We start from the raw sequence: 23,364 nt of genomic DNA on the forward strand, positions 1-23,364 counted from the left end.
GAGATGTGCGTGGTGTTCCAGCTATGTTTACAGCGCATGATGGTGTTATTGATGAATATTACAAGTTGTTGTTACGACTGCCGATAGATGTGTTTTCAGAAGTACATGCAAAATTAACTAAAGTTACAAGGCGCAGAGAGTATTTAGATATTGCTAATAGAGGCGGAAGTTTTGAAATTACTAGGTATGAAGTTTTTCTAAATAGACTTACAGATCATAAAAATGATCAGTCTGGTGCGTCATGTGATCCTAGAGGTTGCCTAATTATGTAGGATCAGATGAAGCTCTAAGTTATTACAATAACATTTTTGTCCTATGTGCCTTGAAAAGTCGGTCCCAACAATTTAGTTACGGAGCGAATTTTAATCTGGACCATATTTTGTGAGGACCCATTTAAGATTAGTGGCTTTTCTTATTCTGCTTTTTTCTTCGAAATTACACTTCTAGTGTACCATCCCTTATAATCGATGTACTTGTAATGTATATCCTAGCGCTAATTTGATGCCCATTATCTACGTAGCAATGGTTAATAATTTTTTATTCCTGCTTATTACGTATTTTTTACGCTTCCATTGTTATAGGGATATTACTATAATTATTAATATACTGCCTCTATTGTGCAGTATAGAGAATAGTGAAATTTGATCATAGTAATTTTTACTTTACATTTTACTCCACATATTATATCCCCCATACTAGATCTTGTTTCTATATATGTCATAGGATATGTGTCTACAGGCACTATACTTATAAACTATATTCGAAATTATTAGTCGCAATGATGTAATATACCTCTAAAAAATAATAATAATGGAGAACAAGTATGTCTATTTCTTCCAATTCACCAGCTAGGGTGAGTGCATTTTCAGGGGAGGAGATGCCACCTGGTGATAAAAGTGTTCCTTACATATCAAAGTTTTCTCTTCAACAAGAAGAGATGAACTTAAATTGCGAAGTAAATATTGGTGGTATTGCTGTTAGTTGTACTAGTCTGTCGGCTTTGTATCTTCATAATGCCGTTGATTGTCATGTTAAAAATAAAAAATTAGTGGTTGGAGATATTTTTGGAAGCGCTACTTTAATAGAAAGTATTATTCCTGAAGACATTGGTAAAATTTATAAAAGCATGATAGATAGGTCCTGTGGCAGACATATTGTGGCTTGTCGTAAGTTCGGTGATTTTTTGTGTGGTATTGCCAAAGATACTGGTCTTCACGAACAGAGGTTGTTTTTATTAGGCAGCAGTAGTCACGTAATGGCTGTTAGACTTTTACATAAAAAATCTCGTAAAACTTTACGAAGTAAGTACGTAGTTTGGCTTTTTGATCCTAATAGGACTAATGTAGTTGCACGTGTTGCAGTTAGTCAGCCTACTGATTTTATGGATGAATCTAGGTTTTCTTTACAATGTTTTGTTGATAGTTATTCTTATTTAGAATATTTTAGAAAACTCACTGATGAACCTGAAGAATATGAATGCCTTATATATGAGCATTGTGAACTTAAAGATACTAATAAAAGTTTTTTGACACTTCAAACTTTATCCCAGCACGGAGTATCTCCATGCATGGTGTTTCATTTGATGTCAGAGGGTAGTGCAAATGATGTGATGGGGCTAGTTAATGCAGTATCTTCATTAAATCCTGGTAGTGAGTTTAGAAGAGAGGTTTTTTGGGGTAAAAGCAGTGCAGGGGTTCCGGCACTTAATATTGCTTTAAGATTAGGTAAGTACGAAAATATAGATGCTTATGGTTCATTGTTGGATACTATGTCTAGTGATGAAATGCTTAGATTTCTTCCAGAATTATTGCGTTCTGAAAATGTTGAAGGTACGTCAGGTCTTTTCTTTTCTCTGGAAAGAGGTTGTGCAAAGTCTATTGCCGCTTATGGTAGGTTGCTGGATAGATTAGTCAATATGCCGTACAAAATGCCTGCGTACACTATGGCTAATATACTTTCTAACTTGCTTATGGCTAGTAGGTATGATGGCCTTCCAGGTCTGTTTATAGCCTTTCAGGAAAATCATTATGAAGCAATCAGTGAATTTTGTTTATTATTAGATAAATTATTAATTATTCGTGCTGAAATTTCAGTATGCGAAATTAGTACCATGATTTACGATTTGCTTATGTCTAAGAGGAGCGATGGTGTTACAGGTCTGCAAATTGCAATTTTTAAAGATAATTCTGAGTCTGTGCGGGTTTTTGGTAACCTATTGTTAAGATTGACTCATTTTAATAATTCTAGCTATTACGGAAATATTACCAAAATGGTTTTTAAATTATTAATGACAAAATCTTTAAATTACAAATCAGGTCTTTGGTTAGCCTTATCTAAAGATAATAGTGATTCTATTGCAGCTTATGGTGAGTTGTTAGAAAAGTTTACCCTTTTTAGATGTGGGGTATCTGATTGTGAATTTTATGATATGTTTTACGAATTATTAATGACAAGGTCTGGAAGTGTGCCTGGATTATTTGTGGCATTGCAGAACGGTTGTGAAGCTTCCATTGAAGCGTTTACTAAGTCTGTAGGCCAGTTTGTATCATTAAGTGCTCAAATTGCTCATGATAGATTATTAGTTATGATTCGTGAGTTATTTATGTCAAGTAGTGATGATGGTGTAACGGGATTGTTTATGGCTTTCCAGGGGGGACACGGAGGCTCTGTAATTGCTTTTTCTCGGTTGATAGACCAATTATTTATGTTAGAAGGTGGAGTTATTTCCATAGAGGATATTTTTAGTCTCATCTACGACATATTAGTGGCCAAAAATGATTTGGGTAGACCTGGATTAAATGCAGCGTTGATGTATGATAAAGCATGTTCTGTTCATGCCTTTGGTGTGTTGCTAGACAGGTTTAATTTTTTCAAGGGAAAAATTTCCGAAGATAAAATTTTTAATGTTATGAATGAGCTAATAATGTCGAGAGATTCTGGTGGTTGTCCCGGGTTATTTTCGGCTGTACGGTATAATTGTGTCAGTGTTATTGCCGATTATTTTTTATTGGTGAGTAAACTTCACAGGGGATATTGGGCTAATCTTTTGATTGCTGGAGATATGTCTGGTGTTCCTGCCATATTTACGGATCATGATGACGTTGTTAATGAATACTACCGGTTGTTGGTACAGCTGCCGCTTGGGGTGTTTTTAGAGGTACATGCAAAGTTAACTGAGTTTACAAGGCACAGAGAATATTTGGATATTGTTAATAGTGCTGGAAGTTCTATAGTCGCTAGATATGAAGCTTTTCTATGTAAGCTTACAGATTATAAAAATGACCAACCTGGGGCCCAAATGTGATTGGGGCTTAATGTGATAGGTCTCCCAAGTTGTGTAGATTTGTATGGTAGTAGACTTAGTTCTAAATTATTACACTGATATTATTTCACTATGCGCCTTGTAAAGCTTGGCTTCAACAGTTTGGCTACATAACCAGTTTTAACCTAACGTTTTTTGTGAGCGGCTGTTACTGGTAGGTTGGTTCATTTATTTAGCACATTTTTTTGCAAATCTATGTTACACGTGCAAAGAGCAATTATAGAATAAGCTGTAGACATACCAGATCTTTTTTGCTGTGCGTAATAAATAATTTGGTAGAGTATTTTTTTCTCTATTCTGTGTATTCGTAGCATGTTTGGAGCTGACGATATGTGGCGAATCTCGAATAAATAATTATCTAAGATATAATAAGGTAAGTAGCTAAGAATTCAATATTTGTGACTTAGTTGCAATTCTTTCTCTGCTTTTTTCTTAAAATTTGCTGTTTAAAGTTCGCTTTGAAATAGTGCATTGTATTTAGCAACTGATGTGCTTTAATGCATATCATTGTGTAATTAGATACCTATCAGCATCGATGTCCTTGTTTCTGCTTAGTACTACTTGTTTTTTGTACTTACATTTTTGGGGATATTACTATGGTCATTGGTGTATCGTATATTGCTTTTGGTAAGCAATATGGTAATTTGATAAATATTTGGCTACAGTAATTTTTACTTTGTATTTTTCCTCGTATATTGTATTTTTAAGCTGGAGCCTGTTTTTTTACCTATCATGAAGGTATAAGTTTACAAGCATCGTACTGACGATAAATAGTATGTTAAATTTATTCATGATAATTATGGGATGCATCATAAATTACTGACACAAATAGTATGAATTTATCTCTGAAAAATAATAATGGAGAGCAATGGTGGATTTTTCTGCCAATTCATCATTTAGGGTGAGTGCGTTTTCGGGGCAGGAGATGCCACCTGGTGATAAAAGTATTCCTTACATATCAAAGCTGTCTCTGCAACAAGAAGAGATAAACTTAAACTGCGAAGTAAATGTTAGTGGCGTTACTATAGACTGTACTCATCTGTCAGCTTTATACCTTCGTAAGGCTGTTGATTATCATCTTAAAAATGAAAAATTAGTAATTGGTGATATTTTTGGAAGTACTGCTTTAATAGAAAGTCTTATTCCTGAAGATGTTGATTCAATGTATGGAGACATGGTAGATAGGTCTTGTGGCAGGCATATTGTGGCTTGCAGTAAGTTCGGTGATTTTTTGAGTGATATTGCTAAAGATACTAGTCTTTACGAACAGAGATTGTTTTTATTAGTCAGTAGTGGTCACGCAATGGCTTTTAGACTTTTACATAAAATGTCTTGTAAAACTTTGCGAAGTAGGTACGTAGTTTGTTTTTTTGATCCTAATATAACGAATGTTGTTTCACGTGTTGCAGTTAATGATCCCAATGATTTTTTGGATAAGTCTAGGTTTTCTTTACAACTTTTTATTGATAGTTCTCTTTACGGAGAATATTTTAAAATACTTACTGATCAACCTGAAGAATTTGAATGTCTTATATATGAGCATTGTGAACTTAAAGATACTAATGAAAGTTTTTTGACACTTCAAACTTTATCTCAATACGGAGTCTCTTCATGCATGGTGTTTCATTTGATGTCAGATGGTAATGCAAATGATTTGATGAGGATAGTTAGTATAGTATCGTCATTAAATCCTAAGAGTGACTTTAGAAGAGAAATTTTTTGGGGTAAAAGTAGTGCAGGGATTCCAGCACTTAACGTAGCTTTAAGATTAGGTAATCACGAAAATATAGAGGCTTATGGTTCATTGTTGGATATCATGTCTAGTGATGAAATGCTTGAATTTCTTCCAGAATTGTTGCGGTCTGAAAATATGGAAGGAGTGCCAGGACTTTTTTTTGCTTTAGAGAAAGGTTATGCAAAGTCTGTTGCTGCTTATGGTAAGTTGCTAGATAGATTACTCAGTATGTCAGACAAAATGCCTGCGTATACTATGGCTAGTATACTTTTTAATTTGCTTATGGCTAGAAGAGTAGGTGATGGTTTGCCAGGACTGTTTATGGCCCTTCAGGAAAATCATTATGAAGCAGTCAGTGAATTTTGTTTATTACTGGATAGACTATTGACTATTCGTGATGAACTTTCAGTATTTGAACTTTGTGACATGATTTATGGTTTGCTAATGTCTAAGAGAAGCGATGGTGTTTCAGGTCTACAAATTGCTCTTTTTTGGGATAATTGTGAATCTGTGCAGGCTTTTGGTGAACTGTTACTAAGATTTACTCATTTTAATAATTCTAGCTATTTTGGAAATGTTACCAGAATGGTTTTTAAATTGTTAATGGCGGAATCTTTAGATTGCAAATCTGGTCTATGTTTGGCCTTATCTGAAAATAATAGTGATTCCGTTAAGGCTTATGGTAGATTGTTGGAAAAGTTCTCTCTTTTTAGATATGGGGTGTCTGGTTATGAATTTTATGATATGTTTCACCACTTGTTGGTAGCAAGGTCTGAAGGTGTGCCTGGACTTTTTATGGCATTGCAGAACGGTTGTGAAAATTCCATTGAAGCCTTTGCTAAATTGGTAAGTCAGTTTATGTCATTAAGTGCTCAAATTTCTCGTGATAGATTATTGGTTATGCTCCATGAGTTATTTATGTCAAGTAGTGATGATGGTGTATCAGGATTATTTATGGCTTTGAAGCATGGACACGGAGGGTCTATAATTGCTTTTTCTAAGATGCTAGAACAATTATTTATGTTAGAAGGTGGAGTTATTTCCATAGGGGAGATTTTTGGTCTTGTTCGTGAAATATTAGTTGCTAAGAATGATTTGGGTAGACCTGGACTAAATGCAGCATTGATCAGTGATAAAGCATGTTCTGTTAGCGCTTTTGGTGCGTTACTAGAGAGGCTTGATTTTTTTAAGGGAAAAATTTCTGAAAATGAAGTTCTTAATACTATTGATGAACTAATAATGTCCAGAGATTATGAGGGTCGTCCCGGGTTATTTTCGGCCTTACGAGATAACTGTGTCAATGTTGTTGCTAGTTATTTTCTATTGGTAGGTAAACTTCCTAAGAGTCGTTGGGCCAATCTTTTGATTGCTAGAGATGTGCGTGGTGTTCCAGCTATATTTATGGCGCATGATGGTGTTATTGATGAATACTACGAGTTGTTGGTACAACTACCGGTTGAGGTGTTTTCAGAGGTACATGCAAAATTAACTAAAGTTACAAGGCGCAGAGAGTATTTGAATGTTGTTAATGGAGGTGGAAGTCCTAGGGTTACTAGATATGAAGCTTTTCTAGGTAGGCTTACAGATTATAAAAATGATCAACAATTTGGGTGTGATCCTAAAGGTTGTGAGGTTGTGTAAGTCTTAGTTTCAGCAATTTGGCTACGGAGCCAGGTTTTAACCTAGGCTATGTTTTGTGATGATCTATTGTTGGTTGATTGGTCTTCTTTTTTATCATATTTTTTGCAAGTCAATTGCTCATACATTTACTATTTGTAGCTTAGTTGCTTCTCTTCTTCTGCTTTTTCCCTAATTTGGTATTTAAATTGCGCTTTAATATAGTGCATTATATTATATAACTAATGTGCTTTAATACATATAATCGTATTAATTGGATACTTATCATCATTGATGATTAATAATTTTTTATTCCTGCTTATATGTATTTTTTGTACTTACGTTGCTACGGGGATATTGCCGTGATCATTAATATATTGCTTTTAGCAAGTAGTATAGAGAAGTGATAATATTGATAAATATTTGATTATAGTGATCTTTACTTTATCTTTTTCCAAATATATTGTATTCCTATGTCGGGATTGTTTTTTTATTCACAATAGGTACATGCTTGCAGCATCATATTAACGATAAATAGTACATAAAATCTTGTATTATAATTATAAAATATATAAGAAATTATTAATCACAGTAGTGTGAATATACTCGCAAAAATAATAGTGGAGAACAAAAGTGGCTATTTCTGCTAATTCACTAGTTAGGGTGAGTGCATTTTCAGGAGAGGAGATGTCGCCTGGTGATAAAAGTGTTCCCTACATATCAAGTCTTTATCTTGAACAAGAAGAGATAAATTTAAACTGTGAAGTAACTATTAGTGGTGTTACCATAAATTGTGTTCATCTGTCAGCTTTATATCTTCGTAAGGCTGTTGATTATCATATTAAAAATGAAAAATTAATGGTTGGGGATATTTTTGGAAGTGTTGATTTAATAGAAAGTATTATTCCTGAAGACATTGATACAATATATAAAAATATGACAGATAGTTCCTGTGGCAGGCATATCGTAGCTTGTCGTAAGTTCGGTGATTTTTTAAGTGGTATTGCCAAAGATACTGCTATTTGCGAACAGAGATTGTTTTTGTTAAGCAGCAGTAGTCACGTAATGGCTGTTAGACTTTTACATAAAATATCTTGTAAAAATTTACGAAGTAAGTACGTAGTTTGGTTTTTTGATCCTAACAGAACGAATGTTGTTGCACGTGTTGCAGTTGATGATCCTAATGATTTTTTGAACGAATCTACATTTTCTTTACAAAGTTTTGTTGATAGCTCTCTTTACGAAAAATATTTTAAAACACTTATTGGTCAACCTGAAGAATGTGAGTGCCTTATATACGAGTATTGTGAACTTAAAGACACTAATAAAGATTTTTTGACACTTCAAACTTTATCCCAATACGGAGTTTCCTCATGCATGGTGTTTCATTTGATGTCAGAGGGTAGTGCAAATGATGTGATGAGAATAGTTGATATAGTATCATTATTAGATCCTGATAGTGAGTTTAGAAGAGAAATTTTTTGGGGTAAGAGTAGTGAAGGGGTTCCGGCACTTAACTCGGCCTTAGGATTAGGTAATCACGAAAATATAGATGCTTATGGTTTATTATTGGATACTATGTCTAGTGATGAAATGCTTGGATTTCTTCCAGAATTGTTGCGTTCCGAGAATGTTAAAGGCACGCCAGGGCTTTTCCTTGCTTTAGAGAGAGGACATACAAAATCTGTTGCTGCTTATGGTGGTTTGCTAGATAGATTACTCAATATGTCAGACAAAATTCCTATGTATAATATTGCTAGCATACTTTTTAGCTTGCTTATGGCTAGAAGAAGAGATGATGGCTTACCAGGACTGTTTATAGCTCTTCAGGAAAACAGTCATGAAGCAGTCATTGAATTTTGTTTATTACTGGACAGATTATTGACTATTCGTGATGAACTTTCGGTATGTGAACTTTGTAGCATGATTTATGATTTACTGATGTCTAAGAGAAGCGATGGTGCTTCATGTCTACAAATTGCCCTTTTTTTGGATAATTTTGAGTCTGTGCGAGCCTTTGGTGAGCTGTTGCTAAGATTTACTAATTTTAATGATTCTAGCTATTTTGGAAATGTTACTAGAATAGTTTTTAAATTATTAAAGGCGGAATCTTTAAATTACAAATCTGGTCTGTGTTTGGCCTTATCTGAAAATAATAGTAATTCCGTTGATGCTTTTGGTGGATTGTTAGAAAAGTTTGTTCTTTTTAGAGGTGGGGTGTCTGATTGTGAGTTTTATGATATGTTGCACGACTTATTGGTATCAAGATCTGAAGGTACACCTGGATTATTTATGGCCTTGCAGAACGATTGTGAAGATTCCATTAAAGCTTTTGCTAAATTGGTAAGTCAGTTTATGTCATTAAGTGCTCAAATTCCTCGTGATAGATTGTTGGTTATGCTCCATGAGTTATTTATGCCAAGCAGCGATGATGGTATATCAGGATTATTCATGGCTTTACAGCAGGGACATGGAGGTTCTATAGTTGCTTTTTCTGATTTACTAGGCCAATTATTTAAGTTAGAGGGTGGAGTTATTTCCATAGAGGAGATTTTTAGTCTTGTCTCTGACATATTAGTGGCTAAAAATAATTCGGGTAGACCTGGATTAAACATAGCATTGATCCGTGATGAGGAATGTTCTGTTAGTGCCTTTGGTGTGTTACTAGGTAAGTTTGACTTTTTTAAGGGAAAAATTTCTGAAAATGAAATTTTTAATGCTATGTATGAGCTAATAATGTCCAGAAATTCTGATGGTTGTCCTGGATTATTTTATGCTTTACGAGGTAACTGTGCCAATGTTATCGCTAGTTATTTTTTGTTGGTGAGTAAACTTCCTAAGAGATATTGGTCTGACCTTTTGATTGCTAGAGATGTGCAAGGTGTTCCCGCCATATTTACAGCGCATGATGATGTTATTGATGAATATTGCCAGTTGTTGGTAAATATGCCGGCAGATGTGTTTTTGGAGGTACATACAAAATTAACAGAATTTACAAAGTGCAGGGAGTATCTAGATATTGTTAGTAGAGGTGGAAGTTTTGAAGCTGCTAGGTATGAGGCTTTTCTAGATCGGATTACAGATCATAAAAATAATCAACCTGGGGCATCAGGTGATACTAAATGTTGCGAGGTTGCATAAGCATTAGCTAAAGCTTTGGTATTGGTAGTATGTTACCGTATTGATCTCAACTGCGTAAAATTGTAGTAAAAAATTTGGGCTGACATTCTGCTTATTGCTAATAAGATCAATTTTAACAGCCTTGCTACAGAATAAGTTTTATAACTCAGTATTTTACGTGAGTGGCTATTGATGGCGGACTAATTTCATTTTTTGCAAATGTGCTCTGCATGCAAAGAATAATTTAAATGACCATTGAAGCTACAATTAGGTAATTAATAGTCGTGCACTTGCTATTATAACCTGGTGAATTATATTCTTCTGGTTTGACTTTTATAAATGATTAATAATCATTTATTCCTGCTTGTTACGTATTTCTATGCTTTCGTTGTTATATGGATGTTACCATTACCATTGATACGTTGCCTCTAATTTGATTATGGTAATTTTTACTTTATATCTACTCCTCGATAATGTTGTACTCCCGGGTCGGAGCTTATTTTTTATCTATCAATGGGGCGCGTGTTTGCGGGTGTCGTACTAATGATAAATAGTACACGAAAATTATCACCATAATTATATAACTATATCAGAAATTATTAGTTGCAACGGTGTAAGTGTGCCAGTAAAAAATAATAATACCGGAGAATAGGGGTGGCTATTTCTGCCAATCCACCAATCAGGTTGAATGCTTCCTCTAAAGAGGAGATGCCACCTGATGATAAGAGTGTTCCTTACATATCAAGTGCCTATCTTGAACAAGAAGAGGTAAACTTAAACTGCAAAGTAAATGTTGGTGGTGTTGATGTAAATTGTACTCATCTGTCAGCTTTATATCTTCGTAATGCTGTTGATTATCACGTTAAAAATGAAAAATTAATGGTTAGAGATATTTTTGGAAGTATCTATTTAATAGAAAGTATCATTCCTGAAGACATTGGTAAAATATATAAAAGCATGATAGATAGGTCCTGTGGCAGGCATATTGTGGCGTGTCGTAAGTTCGGTGATTTTTTGTGTGGTATCGCCAAAGATACTAGTCTTTACGAACAGAGATTTTTTTTATTAGGCAGTTTTTGTCATGTAATGTCCTTTATACTTTTACATAAAAAATATTGTAAAACTTTACTAAGTAAGTACGTAGTTTGGTTTTTTGATCACAATAGAACGAATGTAGCGGCACGTGTTGCAGTTAGTGATCCTAGTGATTTTTTAGATGGATCTAGATTTGCTTTACAAAGTTTTGTTAGTAACAATCTTTACGGAAGATATTTTAAAAAACTTATCTGATCAACCTGAAGAATGTGAATGTCTTGTATATGAGCATTGTGAACTTAAAGATACTAATAAAGATTTTTTGACACGTCAAACTTTATCCCAATACGGAGTCTCTCCATGCATGGTATTTCATTTGATTTCAGAGGGTAGTGCAAATGATGTGATGGGGCTAGTTAATGCAGTAGGGGTAAGAGTAGCGTAGGGATTACGGCACTTAGTATTGCTTTAAGATTGGGTAAGCACGAAAATACAGATGCTTATGGCTCATTGTTGGATACTATGTTTAGTGATGAAATGCTTAGATTTATTCCAGAATTGTTGTGGGCTGAAAATATATAATGTACGTTAGATATTTTTCTTACTTTAGAGAGTGATTATGCAAAGTATATTGCTGCTTATCGTAAGTTGCTAGATATAATTAATATACCACACAAAATTCCTGCGTACACTATGGCTAATATACTTTCTAACTTGCTTATGGCTAGGAGATATGGCCTTCCAGGATTGTTTTTAGCCTTTCAGGAAAATCATTATGAAGCAGTCAGTCAATTTTGTTTATTATTGATTATTCGTGATGAAATTTAAGTATATGAACTTTGCGACATGGTTTATGATTTTCTAATGTCTAAGCGAAGCGATGGTGTTATAGGTCTACATATTGCAATTTTGAAAGATAGTTCTGAGTCTGGTGAGTCTTTGGTGAACTATTGCTTAGATTTACTCATTTTAATAATTCTGACTATTTTGTAAATGTTAATAGAATAGTTTTTAAATTATTAATGATGGAATCTTTAAATTACAAATCTGGTATGTGTTTTGCCTTATATGAGAATAATATTAATTTAGTTGATGCTTACAGTGGATTGTTATAAAAGTTTACTCTTTTTAGGTGAGGAATGCCTGATTGTGAGTTTTATAATATGTTTCACTAATTATTGATGGCAAGATCGCGAAGGCGAACCTGGATTATTTATGACCTTGCAAACGGTTGTGAAGATTCCATTAAAGCTTTTGCTAAATTGATAAGTCAATTTATGTCATTGAGTGCTCAAATTCCTCATGATAGATTGTTAGTTATGCTTCGTGAGTTATTTATGTTAGGTAGCGATGATGGTATATAAGGATGGTTCATTGCCTTGCAGCAGGGACACGGAGATTCTATAGTTGCTTTTTCTGAGTTATTAGAAAAATTATTTATGTTAGAAGGTGGGGTTATTTCCATAGAGGAGATTTTTAGTCTTACCTTTGACATATTAGTGGCTAAAAGTGATTCGGGTAGACCTGGATCATATAGCGCATTGATTCGTGATGAGGAATGTTATGTTAGTGCCTTTGGTATGTTACTAGGCGAGTAATGTCCAGAAATTCTGATGGTTGTCCTGGGTTATTTTCTGCTTTACGAGATAATTGTGTCAATGTTATTGCTAGCTATTTTTTTATTGGCGAGTAAACTTCCTAAGAGACATTGGGCTAACCTTTTGATTGCTAGAGATGTGCTAGGTGTTTCCGCCACATTTACAGCGCATCATGGTGTTGTTGATGAATACTGCCAGTTTGTTGGTAAAACTACCTGAAGATGTGTTTTTAGAGGTACATACAAAATTAACAGAATTTACAAAGTGTAGAGAGTATCTAGATATCGAGGTGAAAATTTTGAAGCTGCTAGGTATGAGGCTTTTCTAGATTAGCTTACAGATCATAAAAATGATTAACCTGGGTCATCGGGTGATACTAAATGTTGCGATGTTGTATAAGCATTAGCTAAAGCTTTGGTATTGGTAGCATGTTACCGTATTGATGTTAACTGCGTAATAATTATAGTAAAAAATTTGGGCTGACATTTTGCTTGCTGCTAATAAGATCAATTTTAACAGCCTTGCCACAGAATCAGTTTTATAACTCAGTGTTTTACGTGATTGGCTATCGACAGTGGACTAATTTCATTTTTTAGCACATTTTTTTGCAAATGATAGTACATGCAACGAACAATTTGATATGGAAGAAACCGTAGACATACCAAGTACCCCATACTGTGCGTAAGAAATAATTTCGTTGAGTGTTTCTTGCTCTATTCCTTGTATTTGTAGTATGTTTAGCGCGGCCAATATGTGGAGAACCGCAAATGAAATAATTATCGAGGCTATAATCAGGTAAGTAATAGTCAGACATCCACTATTTGAGCTTAATGGCTTTTCTTCCTCTACTTCTTCAGTAATAGGTTTTTTTGTGCTGTTGTCCGTCTTTGGCAATGATTCCCTACAATCATTCTTTGTCGACGTATTTGAATCAACTGTTGAAGTATTTGCAGGTTGTTCTTGGTAATCAATTCCGCACGAGCTTAGTGAGATAGGATTTTTACCAGTAGGATGATTTAATAACGATCCTTTTGATTCAGACTTGGGTTCTAATAATGTATCTGATTCTTCTTCCATCATAAGTGCAGCATCTTCATAATCTATAATTAATTCATAAGATAACGCAGGGATATCAGATAGATTACTTGTAATCGGCTTATTTTCCATTGATATTATCTCCTATATCATAGTGGTTACGTAACTATTACCAAAACCATGTTATCAATATACACAAGCGCATCATACCTTTACCTGATGTGTCCATTTTGGTGCAACATGCGTACTAAGAGAGATATTTATACACTTAATTCATACTTAATTTGGTTGATTATTACGTGCCAGTGCATAAGTGGATCCTAAAATAGCTAGATTTAAATTTGTTCACGCACAAAGGCACTTACTTAATATAAAACACACCGTATACTTCATTATAGGTCATTTTGATCTTATTATGTATTTTTTTCGTCTGCGATTGTACGACTATACTCGTTAGATCTTATGCTCAGGTCATGATAGAATTAGTCTTAGTTAAAACATTTTATTAAATTATATGGATATTATTATTACAATCACATGTAGATTACACATTCGATGATTTATTTTTTGTAATGCGGTATGGGTTATTATTCATTTCTATATCTTAGGCTTAGATTATTTTATCTTTACATTAAGCTAATTATGGCACCTGATTTTTAGTTTTTTATACAGTAAATCTTGTTTGCAGATTGTGCTGCATGTGATGTTTTTGTTTAATATTTTGCGTTATAGATTATGCAAAAGATGCACACTATTTTGTATGCTATGATTTTTAGTAGCTTACGTCATTGCGCAAAGATACTAAGGTAGATGTTTGTTTTTAATCTAACATTTTTATCATTAATGTGTTTTGTGGTTTTATTTATACAAATGATATCTTGTATCATGTTTTTGGGTTACATCAGTATACTTAGTGGGTATTGGTATTTCATAAAGAGTACAGGCTCTGGGTTATGTTGGTACAATTCTTGCGCATATTTTTCTGGTAGATACCACATCATGTTCTACCCACTGGCGCGTGAGTTTTTTATGCGAGGTACATTTAATATTGTACGGTTCATCAGGCCAACTTCTAAATTTTTATAAAACATTATTTTATATACGCTCTAGCCTAATCTTGTATTTGTTAATAATTGCAAATAACATGCACTATGTGTAATTGTTACATATTTACTACAACATTTTTGTACGATTTTTCCTATTCTGATTTAGTACACTGATGGTTTTTATTTGTGCCTTTTATCGTGAGAATTAGGTATTTATTTTGTCTTCTAGGCATTTTTTGTATCCCATTTTTTCACCGTGAGATTTTCCAACAACAAAGGTAGTAGCAGAGAGAAATATAGCAGAAATGCCAATCATGCCGCATACTCCATAGAAAGCAATTCTTAAAGCCATATGCCTAGCCATGTCTGGTATTTTAATCATTTTTAATGATACTAAGGTGGCAACAACTATCCATGTAATTGTAAGAAGTATAATGCATGCAGAAATAGCAATAAGAGCTTTGCTTGATTTGCTTAGTTTGCCAACATGTTCTGGTATCTCGTTTTGCTTAATTTCTGCCAATCCTTTTGTGTCGTTACAAGTGATTGATAATTTTCTTGAATAAATATTTATTCCACTGGTTGTTTTATCAGAAGATGATAATGATGGCGAAGATGCAGTTTCTGTAAAAATGTCAGAAGAACCTAATAGCTCTTCTTTATCTGTAAATTCTGTTGATCCCATTTGTGAATGACGCATAGCATCATAATTAATATTTGTACTCATACCACTTTTCCTTATTTCGTCATTATTTGATTTTAAATAGCAGACCTATAATTTATACACAATTATTACTGTCACAGTGCACAATGGCCATGCCATGCTACTTTTTTTGATATGATTTGACAAGGAGTCTTTTATATTGAGTTTTGTTTGTGCTCGTATTACATATACATATAAATTAAGTAACTATAGCATCACATAACAACACTCGTATAAAAATACATCGTAGCAATTATCATTATTTTTATGATTATCTAGAAATTATTTTATGTAAATATCATGCACATCTTGTACTATGTCGCTGCATGGATGAGTCGAAAATTCATATTTATGACGTAAGCATATTTACAAAACCCTGCTACCGACACAAGCTCCACAGTGTTACAGTACATGTAAGAAAATAATTACAAAGAGCTGTAGGAGTGACAACCCTCAACCCGCCACTCCTATCTTAGGTGTGCTGCTTATTTTTCAACGTATTAATTATAAATTAACCATTTACTACTGAATCCAATTACTACTGAATCCAATCCTTCACTAGGTAAGTTTTGTTCTACTTATTGTATCCTCTCTCTACGAGCAAGCTCTGCTTCCCTAAGAGCAACCTCTCTTTCCCTATGATTTACGGATTGTTCTTTCATCATAAGTGCATGGTTTCTTTCAACATGCGCAACCATACAGGGCTCCATTCTGCTTATAGTGAATTCCCTACGTTCTATATTACAGATTAATTCTCGTGCGGACTTTTTCATTCCCTCCATATTTTTAGATTCACCAAGATCAGCTAAGAAAGAAACACGACACACACGAGCTCTATCAGTTTCCATCTCAAGTTCATTCCTTGCTCTTTCGAATGCTTCCGTAGATGCTCTCAAGATATCATCAATTTCACGAATTCCTAGTGTTCTTCCTTCTCTAAACTCTAGATCTTTTTGTTTATTTTCTAGATCTCTTAACATTCCATTTGCCTGAGACTGCTTATCTGCAATGTCTTTCAAGATTCTATCGTTTTTTTCCGACTCTTCAGCGAGTAGTTTCTCTTTCTCAGCAAGCAGTTTCTCTTTATCAGCTACGCGTCTCATGACTCTAGATGTACTTTTAATGCATGAACGATACCCAGATATTTCTCCTCTTGATCTTCCTATGATTAGGGCAAGTGCAATGCCTGCAAGAAGAGACAATATCATTATCGAGCACCCGACGGAGACAGCTACTCTTAAGAATAAATTATTACTCATGCCAGGAATGTGTATTATCCTCATGTAGAACAACACAGCGGTAATAATTGCGGCTACTATGATCAGTAAAAGAAGTATAGATGCTGCAACCACCACGGTATCTCGAGGGGTTTTAGTTGATCCTAAGAGTCTAGGTAGTGATATCTGTAACTTTTCACTATGGTTTTCACACCGATTGCCACTTTGTGGTAAAAGTGGGCATTTGTCACCTTCAATTGATTCCCTATCAAAGCCGATATGTTGTCCGGACGATAATGCCAACCCAGTTCCTCCATTGTCATCTCTCCGCATTGCAGGATAGCCGTGCCCATCCTCATCATGATTATGATGATTCTGTACAGTTGAAAGACCGTTCTTATCATTGCCATACACGCACGCGCCACCGTCACCACCCGCAGCGCAAGGCGCTCCTTCTCTTACTGTAGTAATTTGCGAATTAATCATTATTGACACTCCTAGCATGTGAATTATTACATTTAAAAAATACTCCAAGCATCAGTCGTTATAATCTTAGTTAATATGTTCTTTATTGTCTTGATTCGCAGTTGCAACTATTAGGTGTACTGGACAGATATTATTACCTATGTATTTGAATCCAGACATATAGTGCAGTTAAGCACATTAGGGGGTGGTTTTGTCAGTGACTCTATGGGTACTAAGTCAGTTAAATAAGGTTTGTTGTGCTATTGCAATAGTATCTAACTTATATGAGTGTTTTTTGTGAAACAACTTGTAACAATTAGATGGCTGCGCTCCATAATAATTATATCAACACGCCATATAACGTACGTCCTTATACTTGTTACACAAGTAGAGCGGTTTGTATTTTGATGTAGTTAGCAATAACAGTTAGTATACAAATATGGTTAGTATATAATTTTTATTATCACCATATTATATTGATAATTCATTTTTACCACTGTGCTATGTTGTTTTTTATTTTAATTGTTGATTGAGTACAGATGCAAAATTTGTTTATGAAGCAAAGTTCCTAGTGTGATAAATGTGCTTATTGATCTTTGTCTTATACCATAATGCATGTTCCGTAGTAATGAAGATACAGTAATTCAGGTTACTGTGATTTTGTTACAAGTTGTAGTGATCTTGAAAATGTTACCCCGTAACGTTTATGCAACTAACTATTTAACACATGGTGTTGTGAATCAACTACGGATAGTGAGATTTCTCACTTTTGTGATGATGATAATTTTTGTTATTAATTGTTGTTAGATTGAGAAAGATAACTATGAAGGGGAAGGAATCACAAAAAATATTGATAATTATTCTGGATTACATAAAATATAAAACATAGTATCTAAGAGAAATATACAGAAATAACATGCCTTATGTGCACTGACGATATTCAACAAAGATTAGGCTATCCTTGTGTTTGTGTTGAGATAGTAATAATGGATAAAGGATGTCTTATTAGTATCATTACTATACTATCTACCGTCTGCAGTAGTAAAGTTAAAGGAAATATAAGTTTTTTTACTACGCTATACCGTTCGACTAATTATGCTGGTTTCTATGTATTGCCGATTTTTGGTTATTGTTTCAACCTGTGAATCTCCGTGTTTCGGGATATTGTGATAATTTTGTTAAGTTGGTGTGATTTTTTGTTGTTGAGCTGCTTGACTTTCAATATTTTGTAAATTAGGAAAATTACTTACTACTTACATTACTTGCAGTTGTTGCTACTCTTACTATAAGAAGAGGACTGCTAGGGGAAAAAGTGTATTAGTATTACTTTATGAACAAGGTTACATCTGCCCTTCTCCTATATCAATGATTTTGCGATTTGCGTTGTGCGTGGCGCGTTGTGGTTGCTGCTGGCGTTGACATTATTAGAGGCTAGTTACTGAAGGCTGTGCATGATTATGTAGAAAATTATAAGTAGCAGAAGATGGCGGTGGTTATAAAGGAAAGGATAAATGCGAAAACGGTTGATCTTTTAGGGGAGTGGTATGGATAGGGTTGATTTGTTGTCTTCGATTTCTACTTCGACACGTGGTGGCAGTTTGGGATGTACTGACGGTTCTTCTACTGTGTGTAGCTGTTGTGAGGTGTCATTGAGGGATTGCACTTGTTCGGGTCCAGGTCCATGGTTGGTTTGTTCTGCCCCCCTTTTTTCACGTGTTGCTAGTTCCACTGCCTTATGTTGTTCGCGTTCGGTTAGATCTGACTTGGGTTCTATGTCTACTGGTGCTGTATGTGAGTCTGCTGAAAGCGCAGGCGGATCCGGAGATACTCCTGATAGTTCACACTATGTGGCTGTGTGTTCTAGTGCTTGTGCAAGTTTTATGGTGGCGGCGTGTCCTCTAACCTGGTTACCTACATGTGAAGAGGTTCGTGTTCCTGTTGAGGAGCGTGCAGGTTCTTTGGTGTCTCGGAGTGTTGTTGTACCATCTACCCCTTTGACTGCGTGTTCTACTAGGATTTGTGCAGATCGGAGGATTGTTAGAAATCCTCTAATTTTTTTGCCTAGATGTCAAAGTCTTCCTGCTGAGGAGCGTGCAGGTCCTTTGGTTTCTTGGAGTGGTGTAGTACCTTCTGTCCCTTTGACTGAGTGCTCTGCTAGGGTTTGTGAGGACTGGAAGATTGTTAGGAATCCTCTGCTTTTTTTATCTAAATGTCGAAGTCTTCCTACTGGGGAGTGTGCAGGTCCTTTGGTTTCTTGGAGTGGTGTGGTACCTTCTGTCTCTTTATCTGAAAGTTCTTCTTCTGGTTCACTGAGCTGCAAGTTTTTTTAGTTTAGTGTAAACGCAGGTACTTATTGGTAATCACGGTTTTTTTTGTCTTCTATTACCCTACGTATATCAATGAGGGAGGGACTCTGTGGCCTCTGGTCTCTTTACATATGTTGTTATCAAATTTGGGTGCTAAGCACATCATCAAGTTATATGTACGGAGGTAATGAGGGTCTTTGTTACTAGGTGACGCAGGTAAGTTTAGTTTTACAACCGTGCTACACAATTTGTGATTTTGGACTAGTTACATTGTTATTATAGTATAAAGTGCTTTCTTAAAAACAATTGTTGCTGCTAGATGTTTCTTCTGCCTTTCTTATTCATTTCAATGCAAGAGCAAAATGTAATCACTTAACTTTTATTTATACTCATAAGTGGTGGGTAAGTTCTATTTAATTTAATTATTACAGTAAAAGTAACAATCATTTTAGAAAAGTATATAGCATAATACTATTACTTACTACTTATGATGTTTGTTATTCGATTATGATCTTTGTTTATATAGTTGGATATTTGATTTGCGTTTTTGGAAGTTTTATTAGTATTTGACCTGATAGCGTGGGTTTTTTTATTGCGTGAGCACGTAGTTATAAGCGTTTAGGCGTGATTGTGTGGCTTTGTTTTATGATTTTACTTGTGGGGGGTGATTTTTTTCTTCTGTTATGGGTTGTTTCTTTGCCTATCTTCAAGGGCGAGGTGTTTTGCTGAGAATTGTTAAGGATTACAGTAAGTATAGAGGGTTTTTTATGTTTAGTAGGTGTTTCTGTTTTGGTGGAGGAGGGGGTACCGATTCTCCTGATGGAGTTTCTTCTGCTCGTGAGGAAGAATATTGTGCTGTTTTTCTTGGAGAAGAACCAGCTGTTTCTTCTTCTGAGGAGCATTCTACTGCGGTGGTACATGCTCCGTGGGCAGGAGAAGGCCCTCTTAAGGGTACTGGACAAGAGTCAGTTGATCTTGATCATGGTCCTGTACCGACTACTCTTGAAATTTCGACTCAACTTGGAGGATGTGGGAGTGTTGCGTTTTCTTGTCCTGTAGGTTCGATTGGTCATGGTCCTGATCCTGGTCCTGAGGTTTTTAGCAAGCTTGTTATTTCAGTTCCGTTGGATGTGCCTAGGCCGAGGTGTGAGCATGTTCGTGTGGTACACCCAGTAAGGGGTGTTGTCGATGAGTGAATTTTGTAAGTCTTTGGTACCTCGGGGCTCTTGTGGTAATTTTTGCTGTTTTTTTGTGTTGCTGTAACAGATGGAGGGAGTTTTTTTGGCATCTCACGTCGGTTTTTGTTCGTATTTTTGTGTTTATGTGAGGGATAGTTTTGTAGTGTTCAGAATATTTTGTGGCTCGTTTTTAAAGTGTTTACTGTTATTATTTTTGTTTGTGTATTATTTGTGTATTATCACTGTCAGGGTTGCTGTTTGTTTTTGAAATGGATTGTCCTTAGTTACTTACAAAATTGTGGAAGTTATGATATAAATTATTGTTAAAGATAGTGAAAAATTATCTAACTTAGGTGATGTGGTTTTTTAAATTAATAGCATTCACATCTTATCAAGGTGGTTGGTTTGTCGATAAATTTGCACTTTAACATGCAGATGGGTGAGGGTACTCTTTGTCACGTATTCCCTACCATGAAAATCATTAAGAGTACTGGTTTCTTGTGGTTGTTGTTTTTTATAACTTTTGATCAACTATTGTTGCACTTTATTTCACATAAAAAAATAAAAGTGGTGCTGGTAGTCGATTGGTGTCAGTAGATCTGTGTTGGATGTTTTGCTTGTGCGCTCTTTGTGGTTGTGTTTGTATCCAAGGTTTAATTAATAATAATTAGGATGTTGTTGGAGGTGTCGGGTGTATCCTAGTCTTCGGGGGATTGGTTCTTCTTGTAACGCTTCACAAGAGGGACAGAGTGAGACTCAGTCGAGTGATGGTGATTGTTCTGTTGGAGGTGTTAGTTCACTTTCTCAAGTGGTTGTTGATGATTTTGGAAGAGGTGGTGCTGTTGAGAGTACAAGCGTAGATGTTGCTACTTCCCTTGCTACGAGCAGTGCAAGTGGTTCCTCTGAGCCAATAAGGGCTGGTATTTCATCTTTTTCTTCGCCTGTCTCTTCTAGAATAATTAGAAGGGTGGATGTCCCACCTGTTTCTTCGCCTGGTCCTTCTAGAATAGTTAGAAGGATGGATGTCCCTCCACCTGTTTCTTCGCCTGGCTCTTCTAGAATAATTAGAAGGGTTGATGTCCCTCCACCTGTTTTTTCGCCTGGCTCTTCTAGAATAGTTAGAAGGGTAGATGTTCCGCCACCTGACTTTTATGGCATGGTTAGAAGGGAGGATGTCTCTTCGTCTGATTCTGTATCCTCTGCTATTGGCCGCTTGTCCCTACATGAGTATGATGTACCCACAAGGAGGGGTCCATCTTATCCGCCTCCTCCAATCCCAACGCTTGTTGAAACTGATTACGTATTTTTTGGTTTTTGTGCTTCTGACTCTTGTCACTATGCTGCTTCGGAGTTGGGGTCTGGATTGGTTAGCGATAATCCATTGTACGCTGGTATTTTGGGTCCTACGTTTGGTGGTGATTATGGACTTTTAAATATGGATGGATTGAGTGAAGGTGGTTTACCCTCATCCTCTTCTTATGAGGAGGTTGGGAGTCTTGTTTCTACGGGCTCAGTGAGTTGTGCGTCATTTGAAGGGGTTCCTCTACTACCTATATCGTCATCACCTCAATTGAGAGGTGCAGTTGGTGAAGAGAGTCCAATTTGTTCTGGTGGTAGTGGATATGCACCTACTTCTTCTGGCACAGGGGTAGATGTTTCGTCTGATTGTGTGTATATGTTACCTGATGTTGGCCGTGCGTTACAACATTGTGACGTACCTACAAGAAGGGGACCATCTTTTCCACCTCCTCCAATCCCAGTAGTTGTTGAAAGTGATTACATGTCTTTTGGCGCCTGTGCTCCTGCTTCTTGTGTCTCTGCTTCTGCTTCTTGTCACTATGCTGTCTCGGAGTTGGGGTCTGCTTCGGTGAGTTGTAACCCGATATATGCTAGTGGTCTTGGCCTTATGCTCGGCGATGGTGGCGGTTGTTTAGATATGGATGGATTGAGTGAAGGCGGCTTTTCCTCTTCCTCCACGTCCTCTTCTTGTGAGGAGGTGGTTGGGCATAATTCGCCTGTAAGCGAGATGAGTCATACATTATTTGTAGGACGTTCTCTACCTCTTGTGCCGTTATCATCACCTCAATTGGGGAGAGAAGCTGGTGAGGAAAATATACTTTGTTCTGGTGATGATAGTGGTTCTAGTGGTAAGACTATTTACGAAGAGGTTGATTGATTAGTAAGTGTTCATTGTTACACTTATGTTGTACGGTGTGGCCGCCCTGATTTTTATTCTATTTTGTAGATGTGTTGTGTATGTTATTTGTTGTTCGTGGGCACTGGGCTGAGTAGTTATATTTTTTGTAACAGCTGTTGTTGTTTGTTGGGTGTTTTTTTGTTGAGTAGGCCTTAATATTGACTATGGTGCTGTAGATATGTTGGTTAGTTTTGGTTGAGAGTAGTATTGATTTGCTTAGTGTTGTGATTTCTTACGGTTGCTGTTTGTTGATTTCAATGGTGTGCCGAGCTTTGGAGTTTTTGTTTCTAATGATTTTATTATAGTGTTTCTTGTCTTATGCAGTTTTTTAGTGCTGAGTTATTCGTGATCAACGTCTCTACATCTCGTGTATAGTGTGTGGCCGTTTTTGGCGTTGCATTATTGCGTAGTAAAAATAAATTAAATTAAGATAAAATTGTTCACCTACGATATGCTATTCGTATATGACACGCTGCTGCGCTTGTTCGTTTATCGCGATCCTATAGTATCGTGTTCGTGATTGTAATTATTTTTGTTGGTTGATATTGGTTATTACTCGTGTTTTAGGAAACAATCTTTAGTGTATCTTCACACGTTTGTTAATGATGAATATACCATAAGCACCGCTCGACACTCTATCGTATGTAGAGTGGTGATTGTGTAGTGGTTATGCAGTGATAACTGTATTAGTATCGTTAGTTATAGCTTTTTAGTTAAGTTACATGCAATATTGTATGCTCCTATCTTCAAATAGCCATATGCGCTTTCCTAATTTGGCAATTTTAGTGAT

The 23,364-nt window shown here is 35.7% G+C and carries 15 protein-coding genes; 12 read left to right on the forward strand and 3 right to left on the reverse strand.

Going from position 1 to position 23,364, the window contains the following annotated elements; all coding sequences use genetic code 11:
- From A6733_RS08805 to A6733_RS02980, 9 genes are all read left to right on the forward strand, one after another.
- The coding region (locus A6733_RS08805; protein WP_176696760.1) for a hypothetical protein at positions 1–272 on the forward strand (272 nt) is incomplete at its 5' end.
- 551 nt (positions 273–823) lie between these two features.
- Positions 824–3,304, forward strand: a complete 2,481-nt coding sequence (locus A6733_RS02945) for a ShET2/EspL2 family type III secretion system effector toxin (protein WP_092411374.1) — start codon at positions 824–826, stop codon at positions 3,302–3,304.
- 886 nt (positions 3,305–4,190) lie between these two features.
- Positions 4,191–6,698 carry a ShET2/EspL2 family type III secretion system effector toxin gene (locus A6733_RS02950; RefSeq protein ID WP_092402799.1) on the forward strand — a complete coding sequence of 836 codons (2,508 nt, stop codon included), beginning with the start codon at positions 4,191–4,193 and terminating at the stop codon, positions 6,696–6,698.
- Between the two features lie 609 nt (positions 6,699–7,307).
- Positions 7,308–9,815: a ShET2/EspL2 family type III secretion system effector toxin gene (locus A6733_RS02955; RefSeq protein ID WP_092415149.1), complete on the forward strand. Its 2,508-nt coding sequence runs from the start codon at positions 7,308–7,310 to the stop codon at positions 9,813–9,815.
- Between the two features lie 633 nt (positions 9,816–10,448).
- The gene (locus A6733_RS02960) at positions 10,449–11,084 is read left to right on the forward strand and encodes a ShET2/EspL2 family type III secretion system effector toxin (protein WP_092415147.1); all 636 of its coding nucleotides are present in this window, start codon (positions 10,449–10,451) and stop codon (positions 11,082–11,084) included.
- Positions 11,085–11,151: 67 nt separating this feature from the next.
- Positions 11,152–11,274, forward strand: coding sequence for a hypothetical protein (locus A6733_RS09610; protein ID WP_278183846.1), 123 nt, complete (start codon positions 11,152–11,154; stop codon positions 11,272–11,274).
- A 736-nt stretch (positions 11,275–12,010) separates the two neighbouring features.
- On the forward strand, positions 12,011–12,193 hold the full coding sequence (locus tag A6733_RS02970) for a hypothetical protein (RefSeq protein WP_092415145.1): 183 nt from the start codon (positions 12,011–12,013) through the stop codon (positions 12,191–12,193).
- 15 nt (positions 12,194–12,208) lie between these two features.
- Entirely contained in the window at positions 12,209–12,427 is a 219-nt protein-coding gene (locus A6733_RS02975; RefSeq protein WP_092402789.1) for a hypothetical protein, read from the forward strand.
- 15 nt (positions 12,428–12,442) lie between these two features.
- On the forward strand, positions 12,443–12,646 hold the full coding sequence (locus A6733_RS02980; RefSeq protein ID WP_092402787.1) for a hypothetical protein: 204 nt from the start codon (positions 12,443–12,445) through the stop codon (positions 12,644–12,646).
- A gap of 366 nt (positions 12,647–13,012) precedes the next feature.
- Here the strand turns inward: A6733_RS02980 and A6733_RS02985 are convergent, their stop codons facing one another.
- From A6733_RS02985 to A6733_RS02995, 3 genes are all read right to left on the reverse strand, one after another.
- The gene (locus A6733_RS02985) at positions 13,013–13,594 is read right to left on the reverse strand and encodes a hypothetical protein (protein WP_092402785.1); all 582 of its coding nucleotides are present in this window, start codon (positions 13,592–13,594) and stop codon (positions 13,013–13,015) included.
- A gap of 1,119 nt (positions 13,595–14,713) precedes the next feature.
- On the reverse strand, positions 14,714–15,235 hold the full coding sequence (locus tag A6733_RS02990) for a hypothetical protein (protein WP_092402783.1): 522 nt from the start codon (positions 15,233–15,235) through the stop codon (positions 14,714–14,716).
- A 554-nt stretch (positions 15,236–15,789) separates the two neighbouring features.
- Positions 15,790–16,914: a hypothetical protein gene (locus A6733_RS02995; RefSeq protein WP_092460385.1), complete on the reverse strand. Its 1,125-nt coding sequence runs from the start codon at positions 16,912–16,914 to the stop codon at positions 15,790–15,792.
- A gap of 1,523 nt (positions 16,915–18,437) precedes the next feature.
- On the opposite strand from A6733_RS02995, the gene A6733_RS03000 reads away from it, so the two are divergent.
- From A6733_RS03000 to A6733_RS03010, 3 genes are all read left to right on the forward strand, one after another.
- Complete coding sequence (locus tag A6733_RS03000) at positions 18,438–19,223, forward strand: hypothetical protein (RefSeq protein ID WP_092460387.1); 786 nt, start codon at positions 18,438–18,440, stop codon at positions 19,221–19,223.
- Between the two features lie 743 nt (positions 19,224–19,966).
- On the forward strand, positions 19,967–20,395 hold the full coding sequence (locus tag A6733_RS03005) for a hypothetical protein (RefSeq protein WP_141663444.1): 429 nt from the start codon (positions 19,967–19,969) through the stop codon (positions 20,393–20,395).
- Between the two features lie 673 nt (positions 20,396–21,068).
- Positions 21,069–22,553: a hypothetical protein gene (locus A6733_RS03010; protein WP_092460391.1), complete on the forward strand. Its 1,485-nt coding sequence runs from the start codon at positions 21,069–21,071 to the stop codon at positions 22,551–22,553.
- Positions 22,554–23,364 lie beyond the last annotated feature (811 nt).

This window comes from Candidatus Ichthyocystis sparus, from assembly GCF_900078745.1.
Taxonomy (GTDB): domain Bacteria; phylum Pseudomonadota; class Gammaproteobacteria; order Burkholderiales; family 2013Ark19i; genus Ichthyocystis; species Ichthyocystis sparus.

What these genes read in the sequence shown, in the direction of transcription:
- A6733_RS03005 (WP_141663444.1), top strand. Translation starts at nt 19,967, where the DNA reads ATGTTTAGTAGGTGTTTCTGTTTTGGTGGAGGAGGGGGTACCGATTCT.
- A6733_RS02950 (WP_092402799.1), top strand. Translation starts at nt 4,191, where the DNA reads ATGGTGGATTTTTCTGCCAATTCATCATTTAGGGTGAGTGCGTTTTCG.
- A6733_RS02970 (WP_092415145.1), top strand. Translation starts at nt 12,011, where the DNA reads ATGGCAAGATCGCGAAGGCGAACCTGGATTATTTATGACCTTGCAAAC.
- A6733_RS03000 (WP_092460387.1), top strand. Translation starts at nt 18,438, where the DNA reads ATGGATAGGGTTGATTTGTTGTCTTCGATTTCTACTTCGACACGTGGT.
- A6733_RS02990 (WP_092402783.1), bottom strand. Translation starts at nt 15,235, where the DNA reads ATGAGTACAAATATTAATTATGATGCTATGCGTCATTCACAAATGGGA.
- A6733_RS02985 (WP_092402785.1), bottom strand. Translation starts at nt 13,594, where the DNA reads ATGGAAAATAAGCCGATTACAAGTAATCTATCTGATATCCCTGCGTTA.
- A6733_RS02945 (WP_092411374.1), top strand. Translation starts at nt 824, where the DNA reads ATGTCTATTTCTTCCAATTCACCAGCTAGGGTGAGTGCATTTTCAGGG.
- A6733_RS02980 (WP_092402787.1), top strand. Translation starts at nt 12,443, where the DNA reads ATGGTTGTCCTGGGTTATTTTCTGCTTTACGAGATAATTGTGTCAATG.
- A6733_RS02995 (WP_092460385.1), bottom strand. Translation starts at nt 16,914, where the DNA reads ATGATTAATTCGCAAATTACTACAGTAAGAGAAGGAGCGCCTTGCGCT.